Origin of the sequence: Streptomyces sp. NPDC014861 (assembly GCF_043081625.1) — a bacterium.
In the GTDB taxonomy this organism is placed as follows: domain Bacteria; phylum Actinomycetota; class Actinomycetes; order Streptomycetales; family Streptomycetaceae; genus Streptomyces.
This window is the reverse complement of sequence record NZ_JBIBWV010000010.1, coordinates 65,553-91,731: the sequence shown is the minus strand read 5'-3', so window position 1 is coordinate 91,731 and position 26,179 is coordinate 65,553. Positions and strand designations below refer to the sequence as shown.

Below are 26,179 nucleotides of genomic sequence, written 5' to 3'. Positions count from 1 at the left end.
CCTCCGCCCGCGGGCCGCGGCCCCCGCCCCCGGGGGGGGGGGCGGGGCGCGCCCCCCCCCCCCCCCGCCCGCCCCCCCCCCCCCCCCCCCCCCCCCCCCCCCCCCCCCCGTCGCGGCCGACTGATCAAGGCCCCCGTTTGACGGTCGACGGCCTTCGACTCGGCACGGGCGGCACCGCTCACGCGTCGGGGTGCTCCGGCAGGGCGAGCCAGTCCGACCAGGAGAGGTCACGGCCGAGGAGACGCGGCCGCTCGAAGGGCCAGTCGGCGGCGATCCACCGCGGCACCAGCGCGTCGAGGGCCTGCTCGACCTCGCTGCCCACCAGCTCGTCCACCACCCACCAGGAGATCTCGCCGTCGGCGCCGGCCCTCTCCGGCGGGTCGATGTAGACGCAGCCGAGCAGGGCGGTCTCCGCCGCGTCGAACAGCGCGTAGTTGAAGGACTGGTGTGCGGCGATCTCCTTCTCGTGCCGCAGCAGATCCGCCTGGTCGGCCTCGTAGGTCATGGTGGACGCCGGCCAGCCCCACGCCGGGCCGTAGATGTCCCACAGCCTCTCCCGCGAGCCCATCACGGCCGGATAGTCGAGCGGGGTGTCCGCCTCCCGGATCGGCCGCAGGTGGTGGCCCCCGCCCGGCAGCGGTACCAGGACGGGGTGGACGAAGTCATCGGGAAGCCAGCTCATGGGGCCCGACCGTAGCAGCGCCTCGGCCACCCGTTCCTCCCTGTTCTGGGGCGGGGGGCGCTTCAGGCTCGCAGCGGGGGCGGCGTGAGCGGGGACGCTTCAGCCTCTCGGTGGGGGCGGCGTGGGCGGGGGCGCGGCGTGAGCGGGGACGCTTGAGGCTCGCAGCGGGGGCGGGGTGGCCGGGGGCGTCCCGGCCGCGTGCGCCCGCGAGTCCCCTCGCTTCGGGGAGGCCGGGCCCGGTGGGAGGGTCCCGGCGGTTCTCGCCGCGCGGAGCGTGGCCATCTCCGCGTAGTGCTCGGCCAGTGTGCGGGCCATGGCGGTCGACGAGTAGGTGGACCTGACGAGGGTCCGGGCGCGTGAGGCCATCACCCTCGCCCGCCCGTCGTCGACCGCGAGCAGGCGGGTCAGTCCCTCGCCGAGGGTCCGGGAGGTGGACGTGTCGACGAGCAGGCCGTTGTGGCCGTCGACCACGTAGTGCGGCACACCGCCGCGCAGGGGGCCCGCCACGAGAAGCCCCGCGTCCATCGCTTCGAGGAGCGCGAGGCCGAACTCCTCCTTGGCGCTGGGGCACACGTACCGTGCGGAGAGCCGTCGCGCGGGATCGGCGAGGGCTCGTTCGAGCATCCTGACCTCCGCGTTGGGGAGCGCCGGAAGGAGGAGCAGCCGCCGGCGTGCCTCCGGTCGGGTGCGGAGCGCTTCCTCGATGCGGGCGCGCATCATGCGTTCGACCGCGTCGCCGGCGTGCGGGCCGCCTCCCACCAGCACGAGCACGGTATGGCGATGGCATCCCGAGTCGATCCAGGAACGGACCAGCAGGTCCTGCTGTTTGACCGGGTGGAGCCGGCCCACGCTGAGCAGCACCGAGGAGGCGGCGCAGCCGTCCGCCGGGGCGGCGGCGTCGTCGACCGCCCGGAGGAGGGCGGCGCGCCTGCGGGCCGCTCGCGCGGGCGGGAGGTACGGCGGTATGCCCTCGGGCGGGGCGCTCGGAGCGCCCTCGGCGTATCTGTCCACCAGCTGGGGGAAGTACCGTACGAGCTCCGCCGCTCCCCCGCCCCGTCCCGCGATCCCCACGACGCGGTCCGCCCTCTCCAGCAGCCGGTCCGCGAGGAAGACGCGGTGCAGGTCGTCCCTGAGGGCGCGCGGGTCGGCGCCCGGGGCGTCGTAGCGCTCGGTCATCTGCCGATGGGGATCCGGGGTGGCGGTGAACATCAGGGAGAGGCCGGCTCGGCGCGCGGCTTCGGCGAGGGCGAGCGAGCCGTCGTCGGCGTAGCGGACGTGCAGGACGTCGACAGGCCGGGGAAGCGAGCTGAGGAGGAGGGTCGCCCACCACGCCATGGCGTCCCGGTGGGCCCCGGTCTCCTCGGGGCGGACCGGGTGGTCGCTGTCCACGGGGATCCGGAGCACCCAATGCCTCCGGCCCCGGCGGCGCAGCAGGCTCGGGTCCGCTTCCAGCTCGGCGAGGTCGGCCGTCACGACGGTCAGGACGCCGGCGACGGCCTCGGTGTCCGCGAGGGCGTCCCCCAGGGAGCCGAGGAGAACGCCCAGTCCGCCGCTCATCCCTTCGCCCGGACGATCCAGGTGCCCCATCAGCATGGACTGGGCGACCAGGACGCCCGACCTCAGGCCGACGATGTCCGAGCCGAGAGAGAGTTCCCCGCCCAGTGCGGTCAGGAGCGTCTTCTCGTACGCGTCCACGGCGGTGTCGGCGTCGGGTATCAGGGTGCGTTCGCCCATCGCGGCGAGGAGGCGCCAAGCGGCGTGTCGCAGCCGGCGTCCGGACGACGGTGCCGACACCGCTCCGAGGAGTTCGGGGAGGGAGAGGGGCCGTAGGCCGGTAGCGGCGGCCAGATCCAGCATCTGCGGTACCGCCTCGGGGGCGCGACCGGACCGCAGACCGCTGCGCAGAGCGGCCCGCGCGTGCTCCGGCCCGTGGCCTCGTACGACCTCCGGCCAGGCGTCGAAGACCGCGGCGCGCGTGTGCTCGCAGCCTTCGAGGAGGAGGCGTACGCACTCCTCCGGTGCGGGGACCTCCCCCAGGCGCAGCCGCTTCCTCAGTTCGGCCAGGGCCAGGTCCCGAGGGGAGGCGAGCCTCGGGGGAGCGTGTGCCGCCGGACCGTCCCTGCGGTACTCGGCCCCCACGAGTTCCGCCAGAAGGTTCGGTGTCCTCGACCACCGTACGGAGTCGTCCACGGCTCTCCCCCAGTGCCCGGCCCGAACGGCCAGGAACGGCTCGGGCTGGACACGCGCGGAAAGCCGCGGTCTGCGTCCCCCGTGAGCCGCGGGAGGGTGGGAGCGTTTCATCGCAACTCCTCGTCGTCGATGTTCGGCGAGCAGTTGTTCGCGGGCGATGCCGGATCCGGATGCAGGGGGGTCGGGGCGTCATGAGGATGCGCGCGGGGGGATGCGTAGGGTCACGGTTGGTCGGGCGGTCCGTTGGTCGGGCGGACGGGCTACTGATTGTTGGTTGGTCACGGAACGTGTGCGGTACGTGGAGGTTCCGGCTGCTGTCCCCCCTGCATCCAGCCGCGTACCCCGGGGCGAACGTGTCGGCATGGAGTCATCAGCCCCGGGGAACCGCCCTCCGCGCGTGGTCGTCGTCAGTCCCCCGTTCGCCTCGCACGCCCAGCCGCTCTCCGTGCTGGCCGGGGCGCTCGCCCGTCGCGGTGCCGATGTCGTGTTCGCGTGCGGTCCGCACTTCGAGGGATTCGCGCAGCGGGCGGGGGTGGCGTTCGTACCGCTCGCCGTCACGCGGAACTCGAACACCGGGGTCGCCCGGAGCACCGCGCAGGCCGCCGAGGAGCGGAGGCGTCTCGACGAGTTCCTCGACTCCACCCGGCGCGGAGCGGTGTCCGCCCTGCTCACGCAGTGCCGGCACCGCGGCCAGGACATGCTGCCGGACCCGGAGGACACGCTGGCGCGGATCCGGTCCCTGCACGCCCGGCTGGCGCCGGACTGGTACGTGGTCGACCAGCTGAGCTACCCCGTGACGCTGGCCCTGCACTGCCTGGGACTTCGCTACGCCACGTTCTGCCCCGGCCATCCCACGTACGTTCCCTCTTCCGGGAGCGCGCTCTTCGGCGTGCCCTACGCGTGGCCCGAGGCGATCCGCCCCTCCGACGGGGAACTCGCGGAGCTTCGTCGGGCGGCTCGGGAGGTCGACACGGAGTTCACGCGGCGCTTCGCGGAGACGGCACGCCTCCACGCTCCGGCCGCTCCGCCTCCGGGGCGCGCCTTCGCACTGGCCTCACCGCACGCGGTGGTGTTCAACTACCCCGATTTCCCCTGGCTGCCCGGGCGGCCGGACGGCGGCGCGGCCGTCGTCCACGGAGGGCATTGCGTGCCCGCCGTGCCGCCGGACCCGGGTGCGAGGTGGGAGGCGGTGCTGGGGCGGCTCAGGGCCACGCGCCGGCGGGTGGTGCTGATCGCCCTCGGTACCTTCCTCTCCGCCCGCGACGACGTGCTCGCCCTCCTGGTGAGGAGCCTGCGGGCCCACCTTCCCGACGCCGCCGCGATCGTGGCGGCGGGCGACCGCGCGGCCGCCCTGTCGCATCTGGCGGGACCCGACGTCCACATCGAAGGCGTCGTGCCCCAGCACTGGCTCCTCGGGAAGGTGGACGCGATGGTCCACCACGGCGGGAACAACTCCTTCACGGAGGCGCTGGCCTCGGGGACACCGGCCCTCGTCCTGCCCTTCTCCAGCGACCAGTTCGCCATCGCCCACGACGCCGAGCGCGCCGGGCTGGCCCTGTGCCTCGACCCGGCGCGACTCGACGAGACGACGGCCGGAACAGCCCTTCGGCAGCTGCTCGACGCCCCTCCCCCGGGGCTTCGGCACTGGTCCCGGCGGGTGGGACGGCGAGGGCCGGACTGGGCGGCGCACCGACTCATGGGAGCGATGGCGCCGGACGGCGTCCGGCCCGTCCGAGCGGGCGTCATCCCCGTTCGCTGACGACCCCCGCGAGGGAGCGCAGCGCCCTTCTCGTATGGCTCTTGACCGTGCCCAGGGGCAGACCGAGGCGCCGTGCGCTCTCGGGCTGCGTGAGCCCCAGGTAGTACGCGAGGAAGAGGACCTCGCGGCGCTCGGTGGGCAGGGCGGCCAGGTGTCCGGTCAGGCCGAGCCGCTCGACCGCCCGCGCGCACAGGTCGGGGCTCTCCGGGGCGGGTCCCCTGCCGAGGCGGCGGAAGCCTTCGTGGTGGCGGACCACCGCGCCGGACGCGTCGGCCGACTTGTGGGCCGTGATGCCGCGCAGCCACGGGCCGAATTCTCCGCGGCGCGGGCAGTACCGGCCGGAGTGCGACCAGACGTCCGCGAACACCCGCTGAGCGACGTCCTCGGCGTCCTGGGGATCGATGCAACGCCGCCGGGCCCAGCGCAGCACGACGGGATACCAGTCGGTGAAGAGGGACTCGAAGCCCTCGCGCACGACGTCGCCGTGCGGCGACGCGTCGTCGTCTCGGGCCAGGCAGTGGGCGCACGGGGGCGCGGGCACGCTGGAGGACACCGTTCGTCTCCGGAAGCGTCCGGGGGAAGGGACGGGGTCGCGATGCCGACGGCCGTATCGGGTCCCTCGGGACGAGGCCGCGGCGCAGAGATGCCCACGGCAACAGCGGAACACAGAGGCCGGCCGAGCGCCATCTCATCGGGGCCGGCCGGGCGCCGTCTCACCGGGGCCGGCCTTGCGCCATCCCACCGGAGCCGGCCGGCGGCCACCCCACCGGAACCGGCCGGACGTCGTCTCGCCGGGGCCGACCGTGAGTCCTTGCCCTCACCCGCCGAGGGATCACCGTCGCCGTGCCGATGCCCCGGCAGGCGAGGGCGAGGACTGCCGTCCGTCGCACGCGGGACGGCGTGCGCAGGAGTGACCCTGGCACGCCGTTCGCCGCTCCGTGCGGGGGGCGGACGCCTCAGTCGCCGTGGCCGGTGCCTCCGCTGCCGAAGCCACCGCTGGAGATCCCGCCCCACTTGCGCTGCTCCTCGCTGGGCGGCACGGGCGAGGCATCGCCGCAGTTCTTCAGGTTGTAGGGCATGAGCCGGTGCTCACCATCGGTCTGCGGCATCTCGGAGGGCTTGCGGTACTCGGACATCTCACCGGGATGCCGGTCGGTCTCGGGGCGGTGCGGCTGGGTCTCGGGGTCGGGGGGCGGCAGCTCCTTCCTCGTGAGCCTGACCCCCAGGGCGAACGCGCCGATGAGGACGACGACCACGACCAGGCCGCCGAGCACCTGGGCGAGTCCGGACTGCCAGACGCCGGCAGCCAGTCCGTTCACTGCGAGGACGTGGGTGTTCATGAGCGTCTCCCCAATCATCGAACCCCCGCCCGAAGGGCGATGCCCGGTCGGGCGTCGCCCCGTCGCACCTCCACGATGCGTCCGTTCGGCCGTCGGCCAGGACGGGACAGCGACGAGGCGGAAGGAAATCAGCTTCACTCAGACATCAGCACACAAACCACTCGCATCGTTCATGCAGCGTTCTGGTGACGGACGGCGTCGCGGAGCCAAGGACCCGGGTGCCCGTCACCGCTGTGGCCGACAAGGGCGCCGACAAGGGCGGCGGAACCCTGCATCCGAGGCTCCCCCGCACACGGAAGCATCGGTGTCCGGGGCGCGACCCCGAGGCGAGGGACAAGTGGCAGGGAGAGGGAGGCCGTGCGGTGATCAGCGTCGAGAGGGTACTCGTGGTGGGGCTTCCCCTGCCGGAGTTCGTGGCGTACCTGGAGGACTTCACCCAAGCCGAGGAGTGGGACCCCGGCACCGAGTCGTGTGTACGGCTGGACGAAGGACCGGTGCGGGTGGGCTCGCGCTGGCGCAACAGGTCGGTCTTCCGGGGGCGTACGAGCGAACTCGAGTACCGGCTCGACGTGCGCGAGTCGGCGCGCCTGGTGTTCATCGGGGAGAACAAGACGGTCACCGCGGTCGATGATCTTCGCTTCGAGCCCGAGGGGAACGGCACTCGGCTGACCTATCGCGCTTCGCTGACGTTCAAGGGCATCGCGAAGCTGGCGACACCGTTCCTGCGGTCGGAGTTCGAGCGGCTGGCCGACGGCGTGGCCACCCGCCTGCCGACCGCCGCCACCGCGAGGCGCATCTGACGGCCGCGCCTCCTGGTGGCCTCCGTTCCCATCGTTTCCTCCTCGCATGGCGGGTGGCATGTCCGCAGAGACCGCAGAGACCCACGGGATCACGACAGGCGCGGTCGCGCGTCGGCTCGGCGTCTCGCCGACCACGGTCCGCTCCTGGGATCAGCGCTACGGCATCGGGCCCGCCGCGCGCGTCGACGGCAAGCATCGACGGTGGAGCGCGGCGGACGTGGCCATGCTGGAGGAGATGTGCCGGCTCACGTCGTCAGGGGTCCCGCCCGCCGAGGCGGCCCACGCGGCCAAGTTCTCCCGGCCCGGGGCGGTGACGGGGCAGACCGAACCATCGCCCACCGCCGTGCCCGGGGCGGTGACGGAGCCGACCGAGCCTCCGGCCGCCGCTGTGCCCGAGGCGGTGACGGAGCCGACCGAGCCGATCGCCGCCGCCCTGCCCGGGCCGGTGGCAGGGCCGACCGGGCCGTCGGCAGCCGCCCCGCCCGGACTCTCGGAGTCGACGGGGTCCGTGGCATCGGACGCCTCGACGGCGGGGAGGACTCCGCCCGCCCGGGCCCGCCGCGCGGGACCCGGCGGCGGGCTGCCGCTGGGTGACGTACGGCAGGAGTGCCGAGGTCTGGCCCGCGCGGCGGTGCGGCTCGACGCCGCGGCCATGGAGGCGCTGTTGCGGGAGGCCCTCGCGCGGTACGGGCTCGTCACGGCGTGGGAGGAAGTGATGGTTCCGACCCTGAACGCGGTGGGACGCAAGTGGGAGTCCTCGGACGACCGTTACGTCGAGGTGGAGCATCTGCTGTCGTGGCACGTCTCCACGGCGCTGCGCACAGCGGCGGTCACCGGCCCGGTGCCCACCGTCTCCGACCCTCCCGTCGTCCTCGCCTGCGTCCCCTCCGAGCAGCACACCCTCCCCCTCGAAGCCCTCGCGGCGGGCCTCGCCGAACGGGGCCTGCCGACGAGGATGTTCGGTGCGGCCGTGCCCGCACATGCCCTGGACGCGGCGGTACGCCGGTCGGGTCCGGCCGCTGTGGCTCTCTGGTCGCAGTCCAGGTTCACCGCGGACCACGCCCTCGCCCGAGGCGTGGCGGGAACGACGTTCGGAGTGAGGGGTGCCAGGCTCGCCCCCCTGGTCGTGCTCGCGGGCCCCGGCTGGAGCGGGCGGGCACTCGCCCCGGGCATGATCCGCCCCACGGGCCTGCGGAAGGGCATCGACCTGATCTGCGGGCTCTACCGGGATCGGGCCGCACGGGTCGAGGGCTGAGGGCCGCCTCGCGAGGGACCGCGCCCCGTCTCCGAGGCAACGAGTGCGCGTGCCGGGTGGGCCGGGGTCGGGGTACCGGGGGGCTGATCCAGCACGAACGGCCGGGGCTCTGGCCTGCCCCGGACCCACACCCCACGTCCTGCAACCCGCAACCCGCGTCCAGGACCCCGAACCCCGAACGCATCCGAGAGCCGGCCGGGACGGAAACACCTACGCAGGAAGCATTCTCGGGATCTACGAGGTGCCGGCCCTGCCGGCCCCGCCCGCAGGCCCGGCACCTCGGACGAAGGGAAGATCGACATGGTCGTCAAGCGGCTTCACGACGCCGGCCTTCGCAGTGAGCACGCCTACCTCGCGGCCGTCGGCTCGATCGGGCTGTCCCTCACCTCGTGGCTCGCCTCGAGTCGACGGGAGAATCTGGAACGCGCCGACCGCTGGGGCATCTTCGTCGGCGAGTGGGCGCCGACCTTCTTCGCGCTGGGACTTGCCCTGGCGAACTACGAGACGGAGGACGACACGCCTGAGGACTGACGTCGGTCCGCGGCCACGGCGCCGAGCCCGACGTCGAAGCGGACGGCGCCGTCCTGGACTCAACCTCGGCATCAGCCTCGGCATCAGCGTCAACCTCAGCCTCGGCCTCGGCGGCCGCGGTGGCCTCTTGCCGGCACGATCACGGGGTCTACACTCCGCGATCATGAACGACATCATCGGTGAGGACACCGACCCGCGTCTCTTCGGCACCATGTCCACCATGCGCGCCATGCGCCGCATCAAGCCCGACCCCATCCCTGGGGACCTCGTCGAACAGCTCGTGCAGGCAGCGGTCTGGGGCCCGAGCGGCGGCAACATGCAGCGCTTCGAGTACGTCGTCGTCACCGACCGGGACGTCATGGCCCGCCTCGCCCCCTTGTGGAAGCGCTGCGTCGACGCCTACCTCGCCACCACGGGCGCGCTGGCCCCCGCGGGGATGGACGACGCGGCCTACGGTCGTATGGTCGCCGCCATCGAGTACCAGCGGGACCACTTCGCGGACACCCCCGTACTGATCATCCCCTGCTACCAGTTCCCGGCACCGCGGGTTACCGAGGAGGGCTACCTCGCTTCCGCGCAGGCCCTCGGCCCCGACGCCACCCAGCGCATGATGGAGACGCAGGAACGCTTCATGGCCCTCGCGGAGGGCTCCTGTGTCTACCCCGGTGTGCAGAACCTGCTGCTCGCGGCCCGAGGGCTCGGCCTCGCCGCGAACATCACCATCTGGCATCTGATGCTGGAGGAGGAGTGGAAGCAGGCGCTCGGCATCCCCGAGGACATGCGCACCTTCGCCGCCATACCCATCGGCCGGCCGATGGGCAACTTCGGGCCCGTGCGCCGCCGCCCGGTCTCGGAGGTCGTGCACCTCAACGGCTGGTAGGTCTCGGAAGGCGCCCGCCCCGACCGCCGCCGCATCTGTGGACCGTGATCGGAGGGAACCACGGTCAGACGCCTTTGCGGAGAGGGTGAGGTCGGTTCATGAGCGACGAGGACGGGCTGCCCGACGTTCGGTACGAGCGGCCGAAGGAGTCGGTGTGGGACTACCCTCGGCCGCCCGCACTGCTGAGTGACGATCGCCGGATCACCGTGACCTTCGGCGCGCAGGTCGTGGCCGAGACCCACGCGAGCACGCGGGTCCTCGAGACGAGCCACCCTCCGGTCTTCTACGTGCCCCGACACGACGTGCGCACGGAGTTCCTTCGGCCACGGCCGGGCCGTACGCACTGCGAGTGGAAGGGCGCGGCCTCGTACTGGGACATCGTCGTCGGTGACGTCGTGGCCCCACGGGCCGCCTGGAGCTACGAGCACCCCCTCCCTCCCTACGAGGCCCTCCGAGGCCGCCTGGCCTTCTACCCGTCCTCGGTGCGCTGCGCGGTGGACGGGGAGGTCGTGGTCGCCCAGGAGGGCGACTTCTACGGCGGGTGGATCACCCGCGAGATCGAAGGCCCTTTCAAGGGCGGCTCCGGCACCCGGTTCTGGTGACGGCCCGCCGCGAAGGAGGACGACATGACGAACGCAGCGCGGGCAGCCGAGGGCGCGGGGACACCTCTGCATCGGGACGACGGCGATGACGCGGTCGCGGATCTCCACGCCTACCTGAGTTACCGCGACACCGACGCCGCGCTGGCCTGGCTCGCGGCGGTCGGATTCGCGGTCGCGCGGCGCCAGGACGCCGAGGACGGTTCGCTCGCCCACGCCGAGGTCCGCCTCGGGGACGTCGTCGTGATGCTGGGCGGCGCCCACCCCGAGTACAGCAGGCCCGCCCTCCACGGTGTCAGCACCGGAAGCGGCCTCTATCTCTGCCTCGCCTCCGCGTCGGCGGTGGACCAGTGGTTCTTCCACGCGGTGTCCGCGGGCGCGGTCCCGGTGATCGAGCCGGAGGCGACCGAGTGGGGTACGCGGCGGGCCCGGGTCCTCGACCCCGAGGGCCACGAGTGGAGCGTGGGCACCTACCGACCGGGCTGATCGACCGGCCCACCGCTCGGTAGGGCGAACGGCACGACGAACGGCGGGCCAAGCCGGTGCGGCACGAGGACGCCTACGCCGTACCGGCCGATCCCCCGTCGGGACAGGCGGTGCCGTAGGGGCGACAGGTGCGCTAGGGTGCTGACAACGTCGCGTGCCGGTGGCAGTCCGTGTCAGGCATGGAGGCGTCGAACCGAAGGAGGCCGACGATGCGTTCGTCGCACCCTTCGTTCTCGCGTGTCTGAGCGCGAGACGACCAGGCTCATCGCCTGGAGCCGAGAACTCCGTCAAGTCCACCACCGACTGCGTGAAGCACTGTCGGTCACGCGCGCGTCCCTGGCCGACGGCACCCCCGGGGAAGCGGCCACCCGGGAACTGCTCCTGTACTGCCACGGCTTCTGCGCGGCACTCGACGGCCATCACCGGGGCGAGGACCGCACCTTGTTCCCGGCCATCGCGGCCGTCCATCCCGAACTGCGCCCGGTGCTGCGCTCCCTGGAACAGGACCACTCCATGATCGCCCACCTGCTCGGCGGCCTCCAGGCCGCGGTCGGACGAGCCGCCCCGCCCGAGGAGCTGGACCAGCACCTCGAGGGCATCGCCGCCCTCATGGAGAACCACTTCCGTTACGAGGAACGGCAGTTGCTGTCCGTGCTCGAGACCCTTGAGCTGGACGCCGTTCCCGGTGAAGTCCTAGGGCCGATATGACCTAGGTCGAGGCGGTGGTGGTGGAAGCGAGCATCCGGACTCGGCACCTGAGGAACCGAATCGTTCCCCTCGTGAGTCATGAGCTGCATGACGCGCGAGGGGAACACCATGGGTGATGAGCCGACCTGGGGAGAACTCCTGCTGACGTTCGTTCTCGCCCTGGGCATCCCGACGGCGATCGTCGGAGGGGTGATCTTCGCCCTGGTGGGTCTGACTTTCTGGGTGACGGCCCCGGAGCGCCGGTGGAGGCGCTGAAGCGACGGAACTCGTCAGGGCCGTGATCGCCACGACCATCGGTGTCCGTCCCGCCTCGTGACTGATCCGGCGCTACTGGATCGCGCGCCAGGGGGATTTCCCGTAGCCGCCGTCCACGTGGAAGACCTGTGACGTGGAGAGGTACGCCTTGATCGAGATGTGCCACCGCGCGTGGTGGGTCAACTCGATGTCGTCGCGGTCGAGCGGCTTGCTCTTGTCCGCAAGATGGCCCCACGACGTACGTGCCGTGCGACAGGCGGTGACGAGGTCGGCGAAGTAGGCCTCGGCCGTGGCCTTCGAGACCTGCGGGTGCAGCTCCTGGTGCATGTGCTTCAGGCAGGTGTCGTTGGTCTCGTAGCCCGCGTCCGAGAAGGCGTTGGGCAGCAGCCACTGGCCGACGATCTGCCAGCCGAAGGCCGTGACGCCTGGCGGCAGGGTGATCCGGGTGTAGCCCATGCTCGCGACCTTCCCGCAGGCCACGTCCGCGTCGCCGGGAGCGGCGAGCAGTGCCACGGCGGCGTCCATCTCGTGGATGCGCTGGGCGGTCAACCGCTTGACGAGGGTGTCGCGGACCATCTTCAGTCCGCAGAGGGAGATGATCCGGGTGAGTTCCGGCTGGGTCAGCGAGCCCAGCGCGCGGATCCACGGCTCGCCGAAGGCCTTGCGCAGGTCCACGCAGCCCTTCCGCCCCGCGTTGCCGGCCGGAAGCGCGCCCAGTTGCTGGAACTGGACCACGACCGGGGTCCCCGATCCGGGCCACGGGAAGCTTCAGATTGCCTCGGGCGATGTCGCAGTAGGCCGCGCCGGACGCCAGGGAACCGGTGATCACGGCCTTCTGGTCCTCGGCGGAGGCCATGACGGACTGCGTCCACGTGGCGTCCACCTGGGTGACCAGCAGGTCCGGCGACTGGGCGATCACGACCTGACCGGCCGCCGCGAGCATCCCGTCCAGGGCATGCACGCGCGGTTCGAGGAACAGCGCCAGGCCCGCGTGCGCGACCGCCTGCTTCTGGTCGTTCGCCTGCTGCACCACGGCCTTCAGGTCGGCGTGCGCCTTGGCCAGACTCCCCCGGCACTCCTCCAGATACGGCTCCAGCTCCGCCGCGCGGGCGCAGTACTCCAGGAACTCCGCCTTCAGAGACACGAGGCCGGCATCGGCCGCCTGGGCGAAGTCCGTGTCGTACACGAACTGTTCGAGCCGCTGCACGGCGTCCTCGGTGAGCTGCGGCGACAGGTCCCCGTGGACCAGCCCGTGCCGCACACCGACGAAGGAGCTCATCGCGGCCTTGATCGAGTCGTCCAGCTGCGGTCGAAGCGCGGCGAGCAGAGCGTCCGAGCGGGCCTTCAGCCACGCCTTGACCAGGCCGCGCCACAGCACCCGGCGAGGCCCGTCCGGTACGTGCTGCAAGTGCTCGTCCAGCGATGCGGTCTTGGCCGCGTCGCGCGCGCAGAGCGGGATCGCGTTCGCCTTCAGCGTCAACACCGCATGGACGGCCTGCCTCAACTCAGCTTGTGTGGCCGGTGTGTCCGGGTCCGTCTCGTCCTCAGCGACTACGGGCTGGAACGGTTGTTCAGTCATCGTCGTACCCCCTTGCGCTCAGTGTCGGGTCCGACAGACCGTCAGGACAACCGGCTCGCCGCGACCGACGCGATGAAGGCCGGTGGCGGTCCTGGAGCGCCGACCTGCCTTGCGTCGTGATCCGGCGAAAGCCGCCCCCCGCCCATGACGCCACTCGAACCGGTGCATTCTGGTGCCGAGTTGTCGAGTCGGGGGCGTGCCGCCGCGCTTCCAGCGGTCGCCGCATGGAGAGTGTGTGGTCACCAGGGTGTACACGTCGCCACACATCGTTCTCGGGCACCGTAGTCCTCGACTCCGCTGACCCCCTCGGGTCACATCGCCAGGAGGAACCAGTGTCGGACCCTCAGCCGCTCACGCCAGAGGAGAGGCTCGCTGACGCGAAGAAGCAGCTGAGCCTCCCGCACATCGTCGTGATCTGCGGCTCCACCCGCTTCATGACCGAGATGGCCGAGGCCGACATCCACGAAACGAAGGCCGGGAGGATCGTCGTCAAACCGGCGTGCGACATGAAGTCGCCGCACGAACTCTGGTCCGATCCTGTCGAGGCAGAGACGCTGAAGGCTCGACTCGACGACCTGCACCGAGCGAAGATCCGGCTCGCCGATGAGGTGCTCGTGGTCGGCGACTACATCGGAGACAGCACCCGAGCCGAGATCGCCTACGCCCGGTCGCTGGGCAAGCCCCTGCGATTCACCCACCCCGCCACCGACCCCGGCGCCTGACCTCCCGTCTGCACGCTCGCGCCGGTCTGCCCGTCCGGCCGGGCAGGCGACCGGGGATGGTCTCTCTCGTTCCTGTGAGCGGCCCGCGACCTGGCCGGGGTGGGTGAGCGTATGGGGTCGGGTGGGCCAGGTGCGGTTGCTCCGGTGGCGACGTGGGGGCGGCCCGGCGGTATGGCCGGTCGTGGTCCGCCCGGCTGCTGCCCGTACGCAGACGATCAAGCTGACACGGCGGGCAAGGATCGCCACACTGCCGGGATGCGTATCGATGAACCGGCCAGACTGCTCGCCACCAGGGCTTTGATCTACGCGGTGATCCTCGCGGCCTCGCCCGTGCTGCTGGCCGTCGGCGCACCGATCCGCCGCCGGTACCTCCGATACGTCCACCGGGACGACGCACCCCAGATCGTCGGCAAGGAGAATGGCTCAGTCAGCTTCCACTACGGGGTCGTGACCAATCCGCTCTTGCACTGGCTCTGCCGACCGACGGAGTTCCTCATCGGTCTCGCTCGGCGGAGTCGTCAAGCGGCGAGCTGACCCGACCTGCGTTGCCGCCCGGCCGGCGGCGCAGAGCGGTGCAGACGTCGGCCAGCTCGCTCGACCTCAGTCGAGCGAGTCGAGGCCCCGATCGCCGAGGCCCTGGTCGCCAAGGCCCGCGGCAGACCGCAACGGACATCATCGGCGACGAGAGGACCGTCCGGGCCGTGACGGCCGCGACGGAGGAGCGCCGGGCAAGTACAGGAACGGCGCATCCAAAGCGCGCGGGACCCCGACGAACCCTGCGTCAGGGGCCGGGGTCCATGGCGCCGTGCCGGCCCGAGGCACGAGCGCCGGTGGCGGGAGCCCGGCGGACCCGTCATGAGGGGCAAGCCCGGACGGCCTCGCAGGCATGCCCTGACGGCATCGCAGGCTGGTCCGGACGGCCTCGCAGGCATGCGCGGGCGGCGCTCAGGCTGTCGGGTCGGCCTGACGCTACTTCAGCAGGGTGCGGAACTCGTCGAAGTCGAGGACCCCGTCGTGGTTCGCGTCGGCCGCCATGGCCTTCCTGACCTCTTCGGCGAGGTGCCCATGGGCACCCTCGGCCTTGAAACCCTCGGCCAGTTCGACGATGTTGATGCGCCCGTCGCCATCCGTGTCGATCTCGTCGAACAGCGCCCTGAGCTCGGCCTCGTTCACGACATACCCTTTCTCACGTTCACGGGCCTCGAAGGCCCACATGCCCACCACCCTGCCACACCCTCGACAGCTCGCTGACGGCCCCGCCCGCGTGCGGGCCGCCCGGCCGAGCGACGACGCTCCGGCTATCGCGCTCCGGGGCCAGGACGGGGCGTCGAGGTGGTCGGCTCAGCGCGACCGGGCGGGGATGTCGCACAGGCACGGCTCCGCTCCTCGTATCACCCGGAGGACGGATACGCGACGCGGACGTGGCGCAGCCGCAACAGGAGGGAGCGGGCCGCGGGGCCGGCCGGGCCGTCGGCGCGCCAGGCGAGAGCGATGCGGCCGCGCATCAGCGGGTCGGTGAACGGCAGGGTGCGCAGGCCGAGGTGCGCGGCCTCGGGCGCGGGGATCTCGGGCACGACAGCGACTCCGAGGCCCCGGGCCGCGAGTTGGGCGAGCAGGGCGGGGGCCGCTGCCTCGAAGGCGATACGAGGTCGGAAGCCCGCCTCCGCGCAGGCGCCGTCGAGCACGCCCCGCAGGCCCGTACCGCGCGGCAGGCTGATCAGCGCGCGGTCACGCAGCGCGGTGACAGGGACGCCGTCGGGGCCGGTGGACGTCAGGAGTGGATCGTCCGGACCGACCGCGGCGACCAGCGGTACGTCGATCAGGACCTGGTGGGTGATGCCCGGACCCGGAGGCTGACCGGTCAGCCCGATCACGGCGATGTCCAGCGCGCCCTCGACCAGGGCGGCGAGCATCCGCTCCGAGGTGTCCTCCGTGAGCGCGATGTCGACCCCTGGGTGGGCGTCGTGGAAGTCGGCGAGGACGGCTGCCACGCTCAACTCCTCAGTGGCCGCACCGGAGACGAGGCCGATCGTGACCTGGCCGCGCAGCAGCCCGGTGAATTCCTCCACGGCGCGCCGCGCGCCGTCCGCGGCGGCGAGCGCGGCCCGCGCGTACGGCAGCACGGCCTCGCCGACCTCGGTGGGCGTCACGGCCCTGCCGGAGCGGTCGAGCAGCTGCTGGCCCAGTTCCCTCTCCAGCTGCCGGATCTGCGCGCTGACCCCCGGCTGCGCCAGGTGCAGCCGAGCGGCGGCCCGGGTGAAGTTGGCCTCCTCGACGACAGTGACGAAGTACCGCAGCTGCCTCAGCTCCATAACTGCTGATTCTAGGCTGGAGAAGAATCCGCTCTTGGACTTCTGGCAGGGGTCCAGGCGATCTTGGAGGCATGGACGTCACGAGCCTGATCGCCGCGGAACGCACAGAGATCGCCGACCTGTTGGGCAATCTGACGGAACAGCAGTGGAACGCACCGAGCCTGTGCGACGGCTGGCGGGTGCGCGACGTCGCGGCGCACATGTCGATGGGTTTCCGCTACTCGACCCCCCAGGTGATGGCGCAGCTCGTCAGGGCGCGGGGCAACCTGCACCGGATGACGGACCGCCTGGCCCGCAGGGACGCGGCGGCCGCGACGCCTGTGCAACTCACCGGCTGGCTCCGTGACAACGCCCACCACCCCTGGACGCCGCCGGTCGGCGGTCTGGTGTCGGCCCTCGGCCATGACGTCGTGCACGGCTTGGACATCACGGTCGCGCTCGGCCTGGACCGCCAGGTGCCCGCGGACCGACTACGGGTCCTCCTCGACCACGTGACGCGCCGGAGCGCGAAGTTCTTCGGCGCGGACCTGTCCGGCACACAACTGCGCGCCGACGACACCGACTGGACCTTCGGCACCGGCACACCCGTGACCGGTGCCGCGCAGGACCTGCTCCTGCTCGCCTTCGGCCGGAGGCTGCCCGAGGGCCGTCTCAAGCGCGGAGGGGTCTGAACCCCGTCGTAGGACAACGCCCCGGGCGGGGGCTGCGCCTCGTCCGTTCTGCCTGCCGCTGGTCACCGCAGCCACCGCACTCGCCCCACGGCGGTATCTGGGCACGGCAGCATCCGACCATCGCCCACCGACCGCCCCGGACGCCGGCGCCGAGCCCGTCCGGGGCACACAAGCCGATCTTGGAGATCCCCATGACCGCAAAGAGCCGGCCGGAGAACGCCTCCGTCACGTTCATCAACATCTTCGAGATATCCGCCGAACACCTCGACGCGTTCGTCGCACAATGGGAGCAGCGCGCCGCACTGCTGAGCACCAAGCCCGGATTCCTCGACTTCCGGTTGCACCGGGCCCGTTCCTCGGACACCCGCTTCCAGCTCGTGAACGTGTCCCACTGGGAGAGCCAGGAGGCGTGGGAGGCGGCCACCGCGGACCCGGAGTTCCGCAGGCGCGTGCAAGCGGCGCAGGACGACCCTCGGACGCAGATCACGTCGAGCCGGGGCCTGTACGACGTGGCCGTCGAGTTCTCTGCCACAGCACCTGATACGCAGTAGCCGCGCTCACCGTCCCCTCTGTATGGCGACCAGCGCGGACGGGTGGGGCATCGGTCTCGATAGGGCCGAGCTCGCGTCCGCCCTCGGCCACCTGCCCACCGCTCAGACCATCGAGGTGCGAGAGCAGTACCGGTTCGTCGATCGCGGCGGCGCGATTGTCGGCCGCGAATTTGTCGGCGTGCTCCGAGGGCACCAGCAGGGCGTGCGGGCGCGCCTCCACCGGCAGCCGGAGAGAGGCAGGCACGTCGCGAGTGCCTCCAGCGGCATACCGAACCAGCAGCCGCCGTCCGGAAACCGGTCCGTCAGGCAGTCGGACGCCGACGTCAGCCGCTCCGTACGGGGCAGTCCCGCGAAGGTGAGCCGCTCGGGCGCCGCGACGAAGTAGCCGGCGAGCAGCGTATCGGCGGGTACGTCACCGTCGGAAGAGGGGCCGACATTCATGCCCGCACCGCACCTGACCTACGACGTCTGCCTCCGGTGGAACGGAACGGTCCTCGGCGGGCGCACCTTCCCGAGTCGCCGGTGTCGACTCCGGTGATCACTCCACCGTCAAGAGGAATCCCGCGACGAACAGAAGCATGAGAACCGAGGCCAGGAGAACCATGAGGAAGAGCGTGCCGAAGACACGGATCAGCAGCTTGCTCCAGAACTCCGCCCGTCGGCCGTCGGGGGTGTCGGTGCGGTAGACGGTGGGGATGTCCACGCGTCCTTCGGCAATGTCTTCCGCGGCTCTGCGCACGTCCCCAGGATGAAAGTGGTAGATCGTCGGCGCCGCCCCGTAGGTGCCCCGACTATCCCCGCCGGAGCGCCGGACACGGACACCCGCGAGATGCGCGACACTCGGCAACCAGTCCTCACGCACCGGCCACAGCCTCGCGACCGCGCCGACCGCGAGCCAGGGCTCCTCCTCGTCCGCCGACTCGGGTACTGCGGGATCCGGCGTGTGCGTCATGCTTCCCCCTCGATGCGGCGCTCCTTCCATGGATACCCGCTTTCCCGCACGCCCACGGAGCCCAGCGGCACCACGCCGCACCGGCCTGACGAGCCCGCGCCAGGGCCGGGTTGGGCTGCGCTGCGCTAAGGGCGCGACCGGGCACCGGAAACCAGGCCAGGCAGGACGCGTTCCCCGCCGAGGCATGGGTCCGAGGCCATCGCCCGTGAAGACGCCTTCAACACCAAGTACCAGGAGACCGGCGAACTGCTCGGGGCCTACGGGCTCGCGGACGCCGCCGGCGCTCAGCTCGTACGACGCGAGAACGGTGCCTGGCCGTCGCCGGCGGGCCGTATCTGGCCGCCAGGGAACACATCGCCACCTTCTACCTCCTCGACTGCGACTCCCCGGAGCGGGCCCGCCAGATCGCTGCGGGCGTACCCATCGCCGACGACGAGCCCGTTCCCACCCGGTGCTCCGCAACCGTGCCTGAGGGAGACCGCGCGAGCAGGAAGCACAGTGGGGTGGTCGGGCGCGGCCGCGCCTCGCGGGGTTCGTATCGCGCCGTCAGACCTGACTCGAAAAGCGACCGGGCTCCCGGCCCCGGGCTGCTCCTCGCGTGCCGCGAGCTCGCCCTCCGCTCGCGGGCCTACGGCGAAACCGCCGGAGCAACCTCGGGCGGGGCAGCGCCCTCAGTGGAGGGCCGACGGGTGGGTTGTCGGCCTCAGCAGGTGCGGTGGCGTCGAAGGCCCGGCGGTGCCGTCTCGGTCGTACCGAGGGTCGAGCAGCGCCTCCCGCCATGAGGACCTGTCCGACGATCGCGTCCGGTGAGCGGCGGGGAACGCGGTGGAGGGCGTCAGGGCGCGAAGTACCAGCAGTACAGCGTCCGGCCGCTCTCCGCAGGAGTCCTCGCCAGGGAGGCGGGATGCTCATGGAGGTCGACAGCGCTGTCCAGCCCGATCCCCTCGCCCATCTCGGAGACGGTCTCGGAGACGGTGCTTCCAGGGAGCGTGCCCACCGGTCAGTTGGAACGAATGTCGGGGATCGCGGTGGGAGCCGGGATCGGGTCGAAGGCGAAGAGCTGGCCTGACTCAGCCTGTGAGCAGGGGAGTTGGATGGCCGCCGCCCCCGGGGTGCGGTTGCCGCCGGGCACGGTGACGCATGCTCCGGTGTGGACCGGCAGGATCCGGTACGCAGGGGAGCCCGCCGCTGTTGCGGAGCGGATGCTGAACCGTTCGGCGGTGCCCCGGCGGCCGCAGTAGTCGTTCATCAGCCGGGCGCCGTCGCCGCTCAGGCCGGCGTCGACGCCGAGGCAGCCGTGGCCCAGGACGGGATGGAGGGAGCGGATCATGTACTGGTCGCCGCCGGCCGGTTCCAGGAGGTAGACGGGGGTGATCGTCGCGCAGGCGTACTGCTCCACCGCTCCCCCGCCATCCCGGGCGGTCGACTCTCCGAGGCACAGCCCTGAGCGGATCACCCGGATCCGGTACGTCCCGGCCTCGACCGGCCCGGGACGCACCGGGCCCGCGCTCGACCCCGTGACGACGGAGTCGGCCGGGGTGCTCGTCGGCGCACCCGACCGTACGAGGTAGCCGCCGATCGCCAGGACGGCGAGCGCCAGTATTCCGGCGGTGAGAAGGCCGAGACGGCTCCTGGAGCGGGTGCCAGGGGCCGAGGGCGCGCCTCGGGGGGCCGGGACGAGGTTCGTGGCCGCGCGCTGGTCCGGGCTTGCTGCGGGGTCCGGGGGCGGGGCGGACGGGATTGGGACCGGGGCGGCTGGGAGTGGGGTCGCGGCCGGGGCCGGAGCTGTCCCTGCCTCCACCTTCGCGTCTCTTGCCGGGACGGGGCGCGGTTCCGCGCTCGGGCCTGGGATCCCGTCCCGGTCGGGGATCCGGGTCGCGCGCGGGACGGGTGCCGTGGGCAGCGCAGGGTGCGCGTCGGTCGCGTCGGTGGCGCCTTCCGGGTCGCCGGGGACAGCGGTGCCTGCGGCGCCTGTCTTGTCTGCGGTGTCTGCGGTGTCTGTCGTATCGAAGGGTGCGCCTGCGGCGGTGGGCGCTTCGGTGTCTGCCGTCCGCGAGCGGGTGCCGCCCTCGGCGGCGATGCGGTCGCGCGCGGCCAGCCACTCCTCGACCCGGTCTCCGTGCCCGCACGCGATGAGGAACGCCCGCAGGAGTTCCGGTCGGGGCAGTGCGTCCCGGCTCAGTGCGGTGGCCAGGGTGCTGCGCGGAAGCACCTCGCCGGCCTGCTCCGCCCGCTGTTCAAGATCCCGGTAGGTCAGTCCACTGTCCTCTCTCAACTTCCTCATGTACGAGCTGAGTTCAGAGGCCGAGCGAGCATCGGACGGATCCGGGAGAGCGGGCGTGAGGGGCATTCCCCGAGCATCTCGGGTACGGCTGCGCCCGAACCAGCCCGAATCAGGTCGTCACCGTACGCGTGACGGCGCACGCTCACGTGTCCGGGACACGGCCGGACAGGCCGCGTCGACGTGCGAGGACACCGGGCGCCCTGTCCGGGACAGGCCGAAGCCCTGGAACGGCCGTCCGGAGGGCTGACACCTTCTGGTGCCGAACGGGGGAACGGACCTGCCCGACCAGTGAGGGAGACCTGCTTCATGAGCAAGATTCGTACGGCGCTCGCCGCCGTTTCGCTCGGCGCCGCCCTCGTGGCGACCGGTGTGCCCGCGGCGTCCGCCTCTGTCGCGACCGAGAGCCACGACCGAGGGAACGCGGCCGTCCCGGGGAACGAGGCTCCAGACTGGATCCCGTCGAACGCACCTCGGACGACGGCTGCCGCCTGCGACTGGGAGCCCGGTACGAACGGGCCCGGCGGCGCCACCGTCACGAGGGCCATCTGGCTGAGGACCGGGCCCGGTTCGGGCTGCGGCAACGCGAGCGGCTACACGCTGCAGGTGGGCACGCGGCTCGGCGGCTGGTGCTACACGTACAACGAGTCCCGGAACAAGTGGTACTTCGTCAGCGTCGGAGGCACCGCTCCCTACGGGTGGATCTACTCCGGCAACGTCTCGTCGGACGCGAACACCATCACCACGCCGTGCTCCTGACGGAGCGGGGCGCTTCGGCAGCACGTCCACCGCACCACCGACCCGAGGGAGAGAAGATGCGTACGACCGCAAAACGAGTCCTCGCCGCATGTGCCGCGGCGGCCGTTCTGGGCATGACGGCGACGACGACGGCGGCTGCCGCCACCGCGCCGACCGGTGACCGGATGTCGGTCTCGGCACCCGCCCTGGCCGCGGGCTGGGAGTGGATGGGCGAGTTCTCCCGGCGCGACTGCGTCGAGCTCCGTGACTCGTACGCCGGCTCCGCGAAGTGTGTCCGTAACGCGGGTGGCCTGTACGACCTCTACGTCTGGGTCTCCTGACCCGGCAGCCTCACCCGCCCAGCCACCGCGATCCCGTCGCGGTGGCTGGGCTCGATCGTCTCCGGCGTCGTCTGGCGCTGCGCGGGAGCGAGGAGCGGCGGCCCGGTGCCAGGACGTACGGACGCGGCGGCCTCGGCCACCGCCCGCGCGTGGTCGCGGACCAGGGGGCGGGTGCGGCCGGCGCGCCGGGCGAGTGCCGGGCACGTCGTCGACGAGGCCGCCCTGACGGCCGCCCGGTCTCCAGGTACTCCAAGTGCCCCAAGTGCTGCGGGGATTGAAGCCCAGGACCACTCCCTTCCTTCCCGCCGCGGGCAGAGTGGCGGGAAGGAGTGGGCCCCGGAGGGCTCAGCGGGCAGCGAGCGCGCGGATCTCGTCGGCGACCATCCGGGGGTCCTCCTCGGCCATGAAGTGGCCGCAGGACACCGTACGGTGCTCCAGGTCGTCGGCCCAGGCGCTCCACAGGCCCTGGGCGTGGTAGCCGAGCGAGGCACCCCAGTCCTGCTGGAGCACGGTCACCGGCATGGCCAGCCGGTTGCCCTTCTCCTTGTCGGCGGTGTCGTGGTCGACGTCCACGCCGGCCGAGGCCCGGTAGTCGGCCACGATGGAGGGGACGGCCGCCGTGGACGCGGCGAGGTAGTGGGCGCGGAGCTCCGCCGGAATCGCGTCCGGCGTCTCGGTCCAGTCGTCGAGGAAAAAGGCGAAGAAGGAGTCGGCGGCCGCCTGGATCATCTCCTCGGGCAGACCCGGGGGCTGGGCCATCAGGTAGAGGTGGAAGCCGACCGCCCCGGAGACCCCGCGCAGGGCGTCCCACATGTCCAGGGTCGGCAGGACGTCGAGGAAGAGAGCGCCGGTGACGGCGTCCGGGTGGTCCATGGCGGCACGGAAGGCGACCAGGGCCCCTCGGTCGTGGCCGGCCAGGGTGAAGCGATCGTGCCCGAGTGCGGCCGCGAGGCGTACGACGTCCCGGGCCATGGTCCGCTTGGAATACACGTCGGCGTCGGTCTCGGCGGGCTTGTCACTGGCGCCGTAGCCCCGCAGGTCGGGGCAGATCACGGTGTGGTCGGCGGCGAGGTCGGCCGCGACGTGCCGCCACATCAGATGGGTCTGCGGGAATCCGTGCAGCAGGACGACGGGGCTGCCCGCTCCGCCGACGGCCACGTTCAGAGCGACACCGTCGTCGACGCGCACGCGGTGCTCGGTGAAACCGGCAAGGGAAGCGGAAAGGGAACCGGGAACGGAAGAAGCGGGATCGGGGACGGGAACGGGAACGGGAGAGGATGTCACGGTGGCTCCTGGGGTTCGTGGGCTTCATGGGGTTCGTGGCAGAGTGGAAGGTCCGGACCGCTGACCTCGGTAGACCTGGCGTCCGGGGACGTCACCCAGGTTGCCCGCCCCGGATCAGCGATCGATGAGTGTGCGCAGGCGGCCCCCGCCCCGGGCGGCGCCGGCCTCGAAGGGACCCCTCGGTGGACGTGACGTTCGGACTGCTGGGGCCGGTGGCCGCGTGGACGGCAGGCGGCGCGCCCCTCGCACTCGGCGCGCCCCGCCATCGGGAGGTGCTCGGCCGGCTGCTGATCGCCCGCGGCCGGGTCGTCCCGGTCGGCCGGCTCGTCGCGGACCTGTGGGAGGACGAGCCCCCGGTGGCGGCCGTCGGCGCGGTCCGTACGTTCGTGGCGGCGCTGCGCCGCGCGCTGGAACCCGACCGTCCCCCGCGGCAGCCGTCCCGGCTGCTCGTCACCGACGGCCCCGGCTACGCCTTGCGCGCCGACCGCGGGGCGGTGGACGCGTGGCGTTTCGAGGACGCCGTCGCGCGGGCAGCAGTGGCGGCGCCGCACGCCGCCGTGGCCCTGTGGGACGAGGCGCTCGGCACCTGGCGCGGGCCCGTGCTCGCGGACTTTCCCGCCGCATCGTGGGCCGCCCCGGAACAGGCCCGGCTTCGGGCGCTCCGCCTCGACGCCGTCGAGCGGCGGGCCGACGCCCTGATGGCGACCGGTGCCGCTCGCGAGGCGGTCGCCGATCTGCGGGCCCATGTCGCGGCTCATCCGGGACGGGAGGACGGCTGGGCGCTGCTGGTCACGGCTCTCGACCGCGCCGGACGCCACGGCGAGGCGTGGGAGGCGCTGGCGCAGGCCCGTGGCACCCTCGTCCGTGCCGAGGCGCGGCCTCGGCAGGAGGGTCCGCTGGCACGCGTGGAGGCCCATCTGCGCAGTGCCGCGCCGGACACCGCGGTCGATCCGGCGGGCATGGCCGACAGCGTCTGGGGCCGGGCGGCCGCGGCGTACGACCGCTCCGTGCCCGCCCGCTCACAGGCTCGTCTGTATGCCACCGCCGGGCTCCTGCGCGACCTGGCGGTGACCGGGCCCGACGGGCTGGAGTCGGCGCACCGTCACCGTCGCGACCTGGTCACGGCCGCCGAGGCGACGGGCGACCCGGAGCTGGCGGCCCGGATCATCGGTGCGTACGACGTCCCGGCCGCGTGGACCCGCGCCGACGATCCGGCCGTCGCCGGCGAGCTCGTCCGGGCAGCCGCGCGCGCCGCCGCCCGGCTCGGCCCCGACGGCCCCGCCGCGCTGCGTACCCGGCTGCTGTCGGTCGTCGCCGTCGAATCGCGCGGCGACGCAGCCGCCGACGCGCCGCTGTCGGCTGCGGCAGGCGCCCCCGTCACCGAGCCGTGGCGCGTACGCGCCTCGCGGGCCGCCGAGGAGGCCGTCCGGACGGCCCGTCGGCTCGGCGACCCCGCGCTTCTCGCCTTCGCCCTCAACGGCGCCTACATGCAGTCGTTCACGGCCTGCGGGTCGGCCGCCGAGCGGGCCGCGATCGGCGGGGAGCTGACCCGGCTCGCCGTCGACCACCAGATCCCCGGACACGAGGTGCTCGGCCGCGTCATCCGCCTCCAGGCCCTCTCCGGCCTCGGCGCCTTCACCGAGGCCGACGCGGAGGCCGAGAGCATCGACCGGCTCGCGCGACGCGCCGAACGCCCCCTCGCGGCGGTCTTCACGGCCTGGTACCGGGCCTTGCGCACCGCCGAGACGGAAGGCTGGCCCGCCGCCCGCGGCCCGTACGCGCGTGTCCTGGCGGGGACCGCCCACTGCGGGATGCCCGGACTCGTGCGGGGAGCCGCGGCCCTCGTCGCCCTCACCCCGGCCATGCGCGGGAACGCCCTGCCCGATCCCGACGACCTCGCGCCGCTCGATCCCGGCCCCTACCGACCCTGGATCGACCCGCTGCTCCTGGCCGCGTCGGGCGCCACCGAAGCGGCGCGCCGGGCCCTGGACACGGTCCCCCGCCCGCCGCACGACCTCCTCCAGGAGGCGCTGTGGTGCGTCCTCGCCCGAACCGCCGCCGCCGTGGGCCACCGTCCGGTCCTCAGGCGCGCACGTCAGGAACTCTCACCCGCCGCGACCGAACTCGCGGGCGCGGGCAGTGGCCTGATCTCCTACGGCCCCGTGATCCACCATCTGGCCGCGGCCGACGCGGCGCTCGGGGAGGGCACCCGCCCCTCCACCGCGTAGCCTCCACCGGACGGATCCGGCACCGCACTGGTCACTCCGTCACGGGCAGGCACTCGGCGAGGAGGTCGACGACGTCCTTCCAGGCCCGCTGCGCATGGCGCGGGTGGTATCCGACGCCGGGGCGCACGGTGTGGTCGACCGACGGATGGTGGAAGGCGTGCAGGGCGCCGCCGTAGACCACGAGACGCCAGTCGACGCCCGCGGCCTGCATCTCGGCGGTGAACGCGTCCCGTTGCACGGGCGACATGATCGGGTCCTCCGACCCCACCCCCGCCCACACCGGGCAGCGGATGCCCGCCGCCTCGCCCGGCCGGCCGACGACCAGCCCGTTGACGGTCGCGATCGCGCGCAGATCGACGCCGTCACGCCCGAGTTCCACGGCGATCGCACCGCCGGTGCCGTAGCCGACGGCGGCGATCCGGTCGGAGTCGGCCCGCGGTTCGGCGCACAGCACGTCGAGCGCCGCGTGGCCGATGCCCCGCATCCGGTCGGGGTCGGCGAGCAGGGGCATGCAACGGGCCAGCATCTCCTCGGGATCGTCCAGATAGCGCCCGCCGTGGATGTCGAAGGCGAGCGCCACGTACCCCGACTCGGCGAGGGCGTCGGCCCGGCGGCGCTCGACGTCGCTGAGCCCCGTGCCTTCCGGTCCGAGCAGCACTGCGGGCCGGCGGTCGTCACCGGCCGGAAGCGCGAGGTGCCCGACCATCGTCAGACCGTCTGCCGGGTACTCGACCGTGCGCGTGGTGATCGTCGTCATGAGACGGACGGTAGTGGTGGTCGGGCGTGGTCGGGCCGGTGGTTCACCCCGGGCTGAACCGCGCGGTGCTTTCCGGCCACGCCGGACAGCCCCGGGGATGCGGAGCCGGCGAGGTCGGCGGGGGGCGGAAACCCCGGCCGCGCGTCGGCGGATACGCAGAGAGAACGGTGCGGGCTCGGCGGTAGGTGGGACGGGACCGGCGAGTTCCGGGCGTGTCCAGGTGACGACATCGCGCACGGGCCGGTCGTTCAGAGCGCGCGCCGCTCACGGCTTCGGCG

Annotated in this window: 30 protein-coding genes; 18 read left to right on the top strand and 12 right to left on the bottom strand. The window is 72.7% G+C overall.

Annotation, left to right across the window (positions count from 1 at the left end):
- Window positions 1–178 precede the first annotated feature (178 nt).
- Both ACF1BN_RS21485 and ACF1BN_RS21480 read right to left on the bottom strand, forming a co-directional pair.
- Window positions 179–682: a GNAT family N-acetyltransferase gene (locus tag ACF1BN_RS21485; protein ID WP_392333176.1), complete on the bottom strand. Its 504-nt coding sequence runs from the start codon at window positions 680–682 to the stop codon at window positions 179–181.
- Between the two features lie 99 nt (window positions 683–781).
- A complete protein-coding gene (locus ACF1BN_RS21480) occupies window positions 782–2,872 on the bottom strand; it encodes a glycosyltransferase family 4 protein (RefSeq protein ID WP_392333175.1) in 2,091 nt (696 codons plus the stop codon).
- 361 nt (window positions 2,873–3,233) lie between these two features.
- Here ACF1BN_RS21480 and ACF1BN_RS21475 point away from each other — a divergent pair, with 361 nt between their 5' ends.
- Window positions 3,234–4,631 (top strand): nucleotide disphospho-sugar-binding domain-containing protein, encoded by a 1,398-nt coding sequence (locus tag ACF1BN_RS21475; protein ID WP_392333174.1) that lies wholly within the window; start codon window positions 3,234–3,236, stop codon window positions 4,629–4,631.
- Here the strand turns inward: ACF1BN_RS21475 and ACF1BN_RS21470 are convergent.
- Together ACF1BN_RS21470 and ACF1BN_RS21465 are read right to left on the bottom strand one after the other, a co-directional pair.
- Entirely contained in the window at window positions 4,615–5,172 is a 558-nt protein-coding gene (locus tag ACF1BN_RS21470) for an RNA polymerase sigma factor (RefSeq protein WP_392333173.1), read from the bottom strand. The genes ACF1BN_RS21475 and ACF1BN_RS21470 overlap by 17 nt on opposite strands.
- A gap of 415 nt (window positions 5,173–5,587) precedes the next feature.
- Window positions 5,588–5,971 (bottom strand): DUF6479 family protein, encoded by a 384-nt coding sequence (locus ACF1BN_RS21465; RefSeq protein ID WP_392333172.1) that lies wholly within the window; start codon window positions 5,969–5,971, stop codon window positions 5,588–5,590.
- 362 nt (window positions 5,972–6,333) lie between these two features.
- Here ACF1BN_RS21465 and ACF1BN_RS21460 point away from each other — a divergent pair, with 362 nt between their 5' ends.
- The 8 genes from ACF1BN_RS21460 to ACF1BN_RS21425 all read left to right on the top strand — a co-directional run bounded on the left by ACF1BN_RS21460 (window position 6,334) and on the right by ACF1BN_RS21425 (window position 11,485).
- A complete protein-coding gene (locus ACF1BN_RS21460; protein ID WP_392333171.1) occupies window positions 6,334–6,771 on the top strand; it encodes an SRPBCC family protein in 438 nt (145 codons plus the stop codon).
- Window positions 6,772–6,829: 58 nt separating this feature from the next.
- Entirely contained in the window at window positions 6,830–8,026 is a 1,197-nt protein-coding gene (locus ACF1BN_RS21455; RefSeq protein ID WP_392333170.1) for a MerR family transcriptional regulator, read from the top strand.
- Between the two features lie 300 nt (window positions 8,027–8,326).
- Entirely contained in the window at window positions 8,327–8,557 is a 231-nt protein-coding gene (locus ACF1BN_RS21450; RefSeq protein WP_392333169.1) for a hypothetical protein, read from the top strand.
- Between the two features lie 163 nt (window positions 8,558–8,720).
- Entirely contained in the window at window positions 8,721–9,437 is a 717-nt protein-coding gene (locus ACF1BN_RS21445) for a nitroreductase family protein (protein ID WP_392333168.1), read from the top strand.
- 98 nt (window positions 9,438–9,535) lie between these two features.
- Complete coding sequence (locus tag ACF1BN_RS21440) at window positions 9,536–10,039, top strand: DUF427 domain-containing protein (protein ID WP_392333167.1); 504 nt, start codon at window positions 9,536–9,538, stop codon at window positions 10,037–10,039.
- A 24-nt stretch (window positions 10,040–10,063) separates the two neighbouring features.
- Window positions 10,064–10,522: a VOC family protein gene (locus ACF1BN_RS21435; RefSeq protein WP_392333166.1), complete on the top strand. Its 459-nt coding sequence runs from the start codon at window positions 10,064–10,066 to the stop codon at window positions 10,520–10,522.
- 237 nt (window positions 10,523–10,759) lie between these two features.
- Entirely contained in the window at window positions 10,760–11,230 is a 471-nt protein-coding gene (locus ACF1BN_RS21430) for a hemerythrin domain-containing protein (protein WP_392333165.1), read from the top strand.
- Window positions 11,231–11,338: 108 nt separating this feature from the next.
- Window positions 11,339–11,485, top strand: a complete 147-nt coding sequence (locus tag ACF1BN_RS21425; protein WP_392333164.1) for a hypothetical protein — start codon at window positions 11,339–11,341, stop codon at window positions 11,483–11,485.
- Window positions 11,486–11,557: 72 nt separating this feature from the next.
- Here ACF1BN_RS21425 and ACF1BN_RS21420 read toward each other — a convergent pair whose 3' ends face one another.
- Window positions 11,558–12,220: a hypothetical protein gene (locus ACF1BN_RS21420; protein WP_392333163.1), complete on the bottom strand. Its 663-nt coding sequence runs from the start codon at window positions 12,218–12,220 to the stop codon at window positions 11,558–11,560.
- Window positions 12,221–12,440: 220 nt separating this feature from the next.
- On the opposite strand from ACF1BN_RS21420, the gene ACF1BN_RS21415 reads away from it, so the two are divergent.
- From ACF1BN_RS21415 to ACF1BN_RS21405, 3 genes are all read left to right on the top strand, one after another.
- Window positions 12,441–13,184 (top strand): hypothetical protein, encoded by a 744-nt coding sequence (locus tag ACF1BN_RS21415; RefSeq protein WP_392333162.1) that lies wholly within the window; start codon window positions 12,441–12,443, stop codon window positions 13,182–13,184.
- Window positions 13,185–13,396: 212 nt separating this feature from the next.
- Complete coding sequence (locus ACF1BN_RS21410) at window positions 13,397–13,786, top strand: hypothetical protein (RefSeq protein WP_392333161.1); 390 nt, start codon at window positions 13,397–13,399, stop codon at window positions 13,784–13,786.
- Window positions 13,787–14,041: 255 nt separating this feature from the next.
- A complete protein-coding gene (locus ACF1BN_RS21405; protein WP_392333160.1) occupies window positions 14,042–14,320 on the top strand; it encodes a hypothetical protein in 279 nt (92 codons plus the stop codon).
- Between the two features lie 435 nt (window positions 14,321–14,755).
- On the opposite strand, the gene ACF1BN_RS21400 is transcribed toward ACF1BN_RS21405, so the two are convergent.
- Window positions 14,756–14,959: an EF-hand domain-containing protein gene (locus ACF1BN_RS21400; protein ID WP_392333159.1), complete on the bottom strand. Its 204-nt coding sequence runs from the start codon at window positions 14,957–14,959 to the stop codon at window positions 14,756–14,758.
- Window positions 14,960–15,177: 218 nt separating this feature from the next.
- Complete coding sequence (locus tag ACF1BN_RS21395; protein ID WP_392333158.1) at window positions 15,178–16,098, bottom strand: LysR family transcriptional regulator; 921 nt, start codon at window positions 16,096–16,098, stop codon at window positions 15,178–15,180.
- A gap of 71 nt (window positions 16,099–16,169) precedes the next feature.
- On the opposite strand from ACF1BN_RS21395, the gene ACF1BN_RS21390 reads away from it, so the two are divergent.
- The 3 genes from ACF1BN_RS21390 (at window position 16,170) to ACF1BN_RS21380 (ending at window position 17,705) form a co-directional block, all read left to right on the top strand.
- Window positions 16,170–16,769, top strand: coding sequence for a maleylpyruvate isomerase family mycothiol-dependent enzyme (locus ACF1BN_RS21390; RefSeq protein WP_392333157.1), 600 nt, complete (start codon window positions 16,170–16,172; stop codon window positions 16,767–16,769).
- A 191-nt stretch (window positions 16,770–16,960) separates the two neighbouring features.
- Window positions 16,961–17,320 carry an antibiotic biosynthesis monooxygenase family protein gene (locus tag ACF1BN_RS21385; protein WP_392333156.1) on the top strand — a complete coding sequence of 120 codons (360 nt, stop codon included), beginning with the start codon at window positions 16,961–16,963 and terminating at the stop codon, window positions 17,318–17,320.
- Between the two features lie 22 nt (window positions 17,321–17,342).
- Entirely contained in the window at window positions 17,343–17,705 is a 363-nt protein-coding gene (locus tag ACF1BN_RS21380; RefSeq protein ID WP_392333155.1) for a hypothetical protein, read from the top strand.
- A gap of 153 nt (window positions 17,706–17,858) precedes the next feature.
- On the opposite strand, the gene ACF1BN_RS21375 is transcribed toward ACF1BN_RS21380, so the two are convergent.
- From ACF1BN_RS21375 to ACF1BN_RS21365, 3 genes are all read right to left on the bottom strand, one after another.
- Window positions 17,859–18,272: a hypothetical protein gene (locus tag ACF1BN_RS21375; protein ID WP_392333154.1), complete on the bottom strand. Its 414-nt coding sequence runs from the start codon at window positions 18,270–18,272 to the stop codon at window positions 17,859–17,861.
- A gap of 835 nt (window positions 18,273–19,107) precedes the next feature.
- Window positions 19,108–19,269, bottom strand: coding sequence for a hypothetical protein (locus ACF1BN_RS21370; RefSeq protein WP_392333153.1), 162 nt, complete (start codon window positions 19,267–19,269; stop codon window positions 19,108–19,110).
- Window positions 19,270–19,272: 3 nt separating this feature from the next.
- The gene (locus ACF1BN_RS21365) at window positions 19,273–20,556 is read right to left on the bottom strand and encodes a hypothetical protein (protein WP_392333152.1); all 1,284 of its coding nucleotides are present in this window, start codon (window positions 20,554–20,556) and stop codon (window positions 19,273–19,275) included.
- Window positions 20,557–20,862: 306 nt separating this feature from the next.
- On the opposite strand from ACF1BN_RS21365, the gene ACF1BN_RS21360 reads away from it, so the two are divergent.
- Entirely contained in the window at window positions 20,863–21,312 is a 450-nt protein-coding gene (locus tag ACF1BN_RS21360) for a hypothetical protein (RefSeq protein ID WP_392333151.1), read from the top strand.
- 56 nt (window positions 21,313–21,368) lie between these two features.
- Window positions 21,369–21,632 carry a hypothetical protein gene (locus tag ACF1BN_RS21355; RefSeq protein ID WP_392333150.1) on the top strand — a complete coding sequence of 88 codons (264 nt, stop codon included), beginning with the start codon at window positions 21,369–21,371 and terminating at the stop codon, window positions 21,630–21,632.
- Window positions 21,633–21,977: 345 nt separating this feature from the next.
- On the opposite strand, the gene ACF1BN_RS21350 is transcribed toward ACF1BN_RS21355, so the two are convergent.
- Entirely contained in the window at window positions 21,978–22,820 is an 843-nt protein-coding gene (locus tag ACF1BN_RS21350; protein ID WP_392333149.1) for an alpha/beta hydrolase, read from the bottom strand.
- Between the two features lie 278 nt (window positions 22,821–23,098).
- On the opposite strand from ACF1BN_RS21350, the gene ACF1BN_RS21345 reads away from it, so the two are divergent.
- On the top strand, window positions 23,099–25,144 hold the full coding sequence (locus ACF1BN_RS21345) for a BTAD domain-containing putative transcriptional regulator (protein ID WP_392333148.1): 2,046 nt from the start codon (window positions 23,099–23,101) through the stop codon (window positions 25,142–25,144).
- Between the two features lie 31 nt (window positions 25,145–25,175).
- On the opposite strand, the gene ACF1BN_RS21340 is transcribed toward ACF1BN_RS21345, so the two are convergent.
- Complete coding sequence (locus ACF1BN_RS21340; RefSeq protein ID WP_392333147.1) at window positions 25,176–25,901, bottom strand: dienelactone hydrolase family protein; 726 nt, start codon at window positions 25,899–25,901, stop codon at window positions 25,176–25,178.
- Between the last annotated feature and the right edge of the window lie 278 nt (window positions 25,902–26,179).

Excerpts from the sequence above, each read along its gene's own strand:
- ACF1BN_RS21485 (WP_392333176.1), bottom strand. The coding sequence starts at position 682 with ATGAGCTGGCTTCCCGATGACTTCGTCCACCCCGTCCTGGTACCGCTG.
- ACF1BN_RS21475 (WP_392333174.1), top strand. The coding sequence starts at position 3,234 with ATGGAGTCATCAGCCCCGGGGAACCGCCCTCCGCGCGTGGTCGTCGTC.
- ACF1BN_RS21465 (WP_392333172.1), bottom strand. The coding sequence starts at position 5,971 with ATGAACACCCACGTCCTCGCAGTGAACGGACTGGCTGCCGGCGTCTGG.
- ACF1BN_RS21455 (WP_392333170.1), top strand. The coding sequence starts at position 6,830 with ATGTCCGCAGAGACCGCAGAGACCCACGGGATCACGACAGGCGCGGTC.
- ACF1BN_RS21450 (WP_392333169.1), top strand. The coding sequence starts at position 8,327 with ATGGTCGTCAAGCGGCTTCACGACGCCGGCCTTCGCAGTGAGCACGCC.
- ACF1BN_RS21445 (WP_392333168.1), top strand. The coding sequence starts at position 8,721 with ATGAACGACATCATCGGTGAGGACACCGACCCGCGTCTCTTCGGCACC.
- ACF1BN_RS21440 (WP_392333167.1), top strand. The coding sequence starts at position 9,536 with ATGAGCGACGAGGACGGGCTGCCCGACGTTCGGTACGAGCGGCCGAAG.
- ACF1BN_RS21435 (WP_392333166.1), top strand. The coding sequence starts at position 10,064 with ATGACGAACGCAGCGCGGGCAGCCGAGGGCGCGGGGACACCTCTGCAT.
- ACF1BN_RS21425 (WP_392333164.1), top strand. The coding sequence starts at position 11,339 with ATGGGTGATGAGCCGACCTGGGGAGAACTCCTGCTGACGTTCGTTCTC.
- ACF1BN_RS21415 (WP_392333162.1), top strand. The coding sequence starts at position 12,441 with ATGCACGCGCGGTTCGAGGAACAGCGCCAGGCCCGCGTGCGCGACCGC.
- ACF1BN_RS21405 (WP_392333160.1), top strand. The coding sequence starts at position 14,042 with ATGCGTATCGATGAACCGGCCAGACTGCTCGCCACCAGGGCTTTGATC.
- ACF1BN_RS21395 (WP_392333158.1), bottom strand. The coding sequence starts at position 16,098 with ATGGAGCTGAGGCAGCTGCGGTACTTCGTCACTGTCGTCGAGGAGGCC.
- ACF1BN_RS21390 (WP_392333157.1), top strand. The coding sequence starts at position 16,170 with ATGGACGTCACGAGCCTGATCGCCGCGGAACGCACAGAGATCGCCGAC.
- ACF1BN_RS21385 (WP_392333156.1), top strand. The coding sequence starts at position 16,961 with ATGACCGCAAAGAGCCGGCCGGAGAACGCCTCCGTCACGTTCATCAAC.
- ACF1BN_RS21380 (WP_392333155.1), top strand. The coding sequence starts at position 17,343 with ATGGCGACCAGCGCGGACGGGTGGGGCATCGGTCTCGATAGGGCCGAG.
- ACF1BN_RS21375 (WP_392333154.1), bottom strand. The coding sequence starts at position 18,272 with ATGACGCACACGCCGGATCCCGCAGTACCCGAGTCGGCGGACGAGGAG.
- ACF1BN_RS21365 (WP_392333152.1), bottom strand. The coding sequence starts at position 20,556 with ATGAGGAAGTTGAGAGAGGACAGTGGACTGACCTACCGGGATCTTGAA.
- ACF1BN_RS21360 (WP_392333151.1), top strand. The coding sequence starts at position 20,863 with ATGAGCAAGATTCGTACGGCGCTCGCCGCCGTTTCGCTCGGCGCCGCC.
- ACF1BN_RS21355 (WP_392333150.1), top strand. The coding sequence starts at position 21,369 with ATGCGTACGACCGCAAAACGAGTCCTCGCCGCATGTGCCGCGGCGGCC.
- ACF1BN_RS21340 (WP_392333147.1), bottom strand. The coding sequence starts at position 25,901 with ATGACGACGATCACCACGCGCACGGTCGAGTACCCGGCAGACGGTCTG.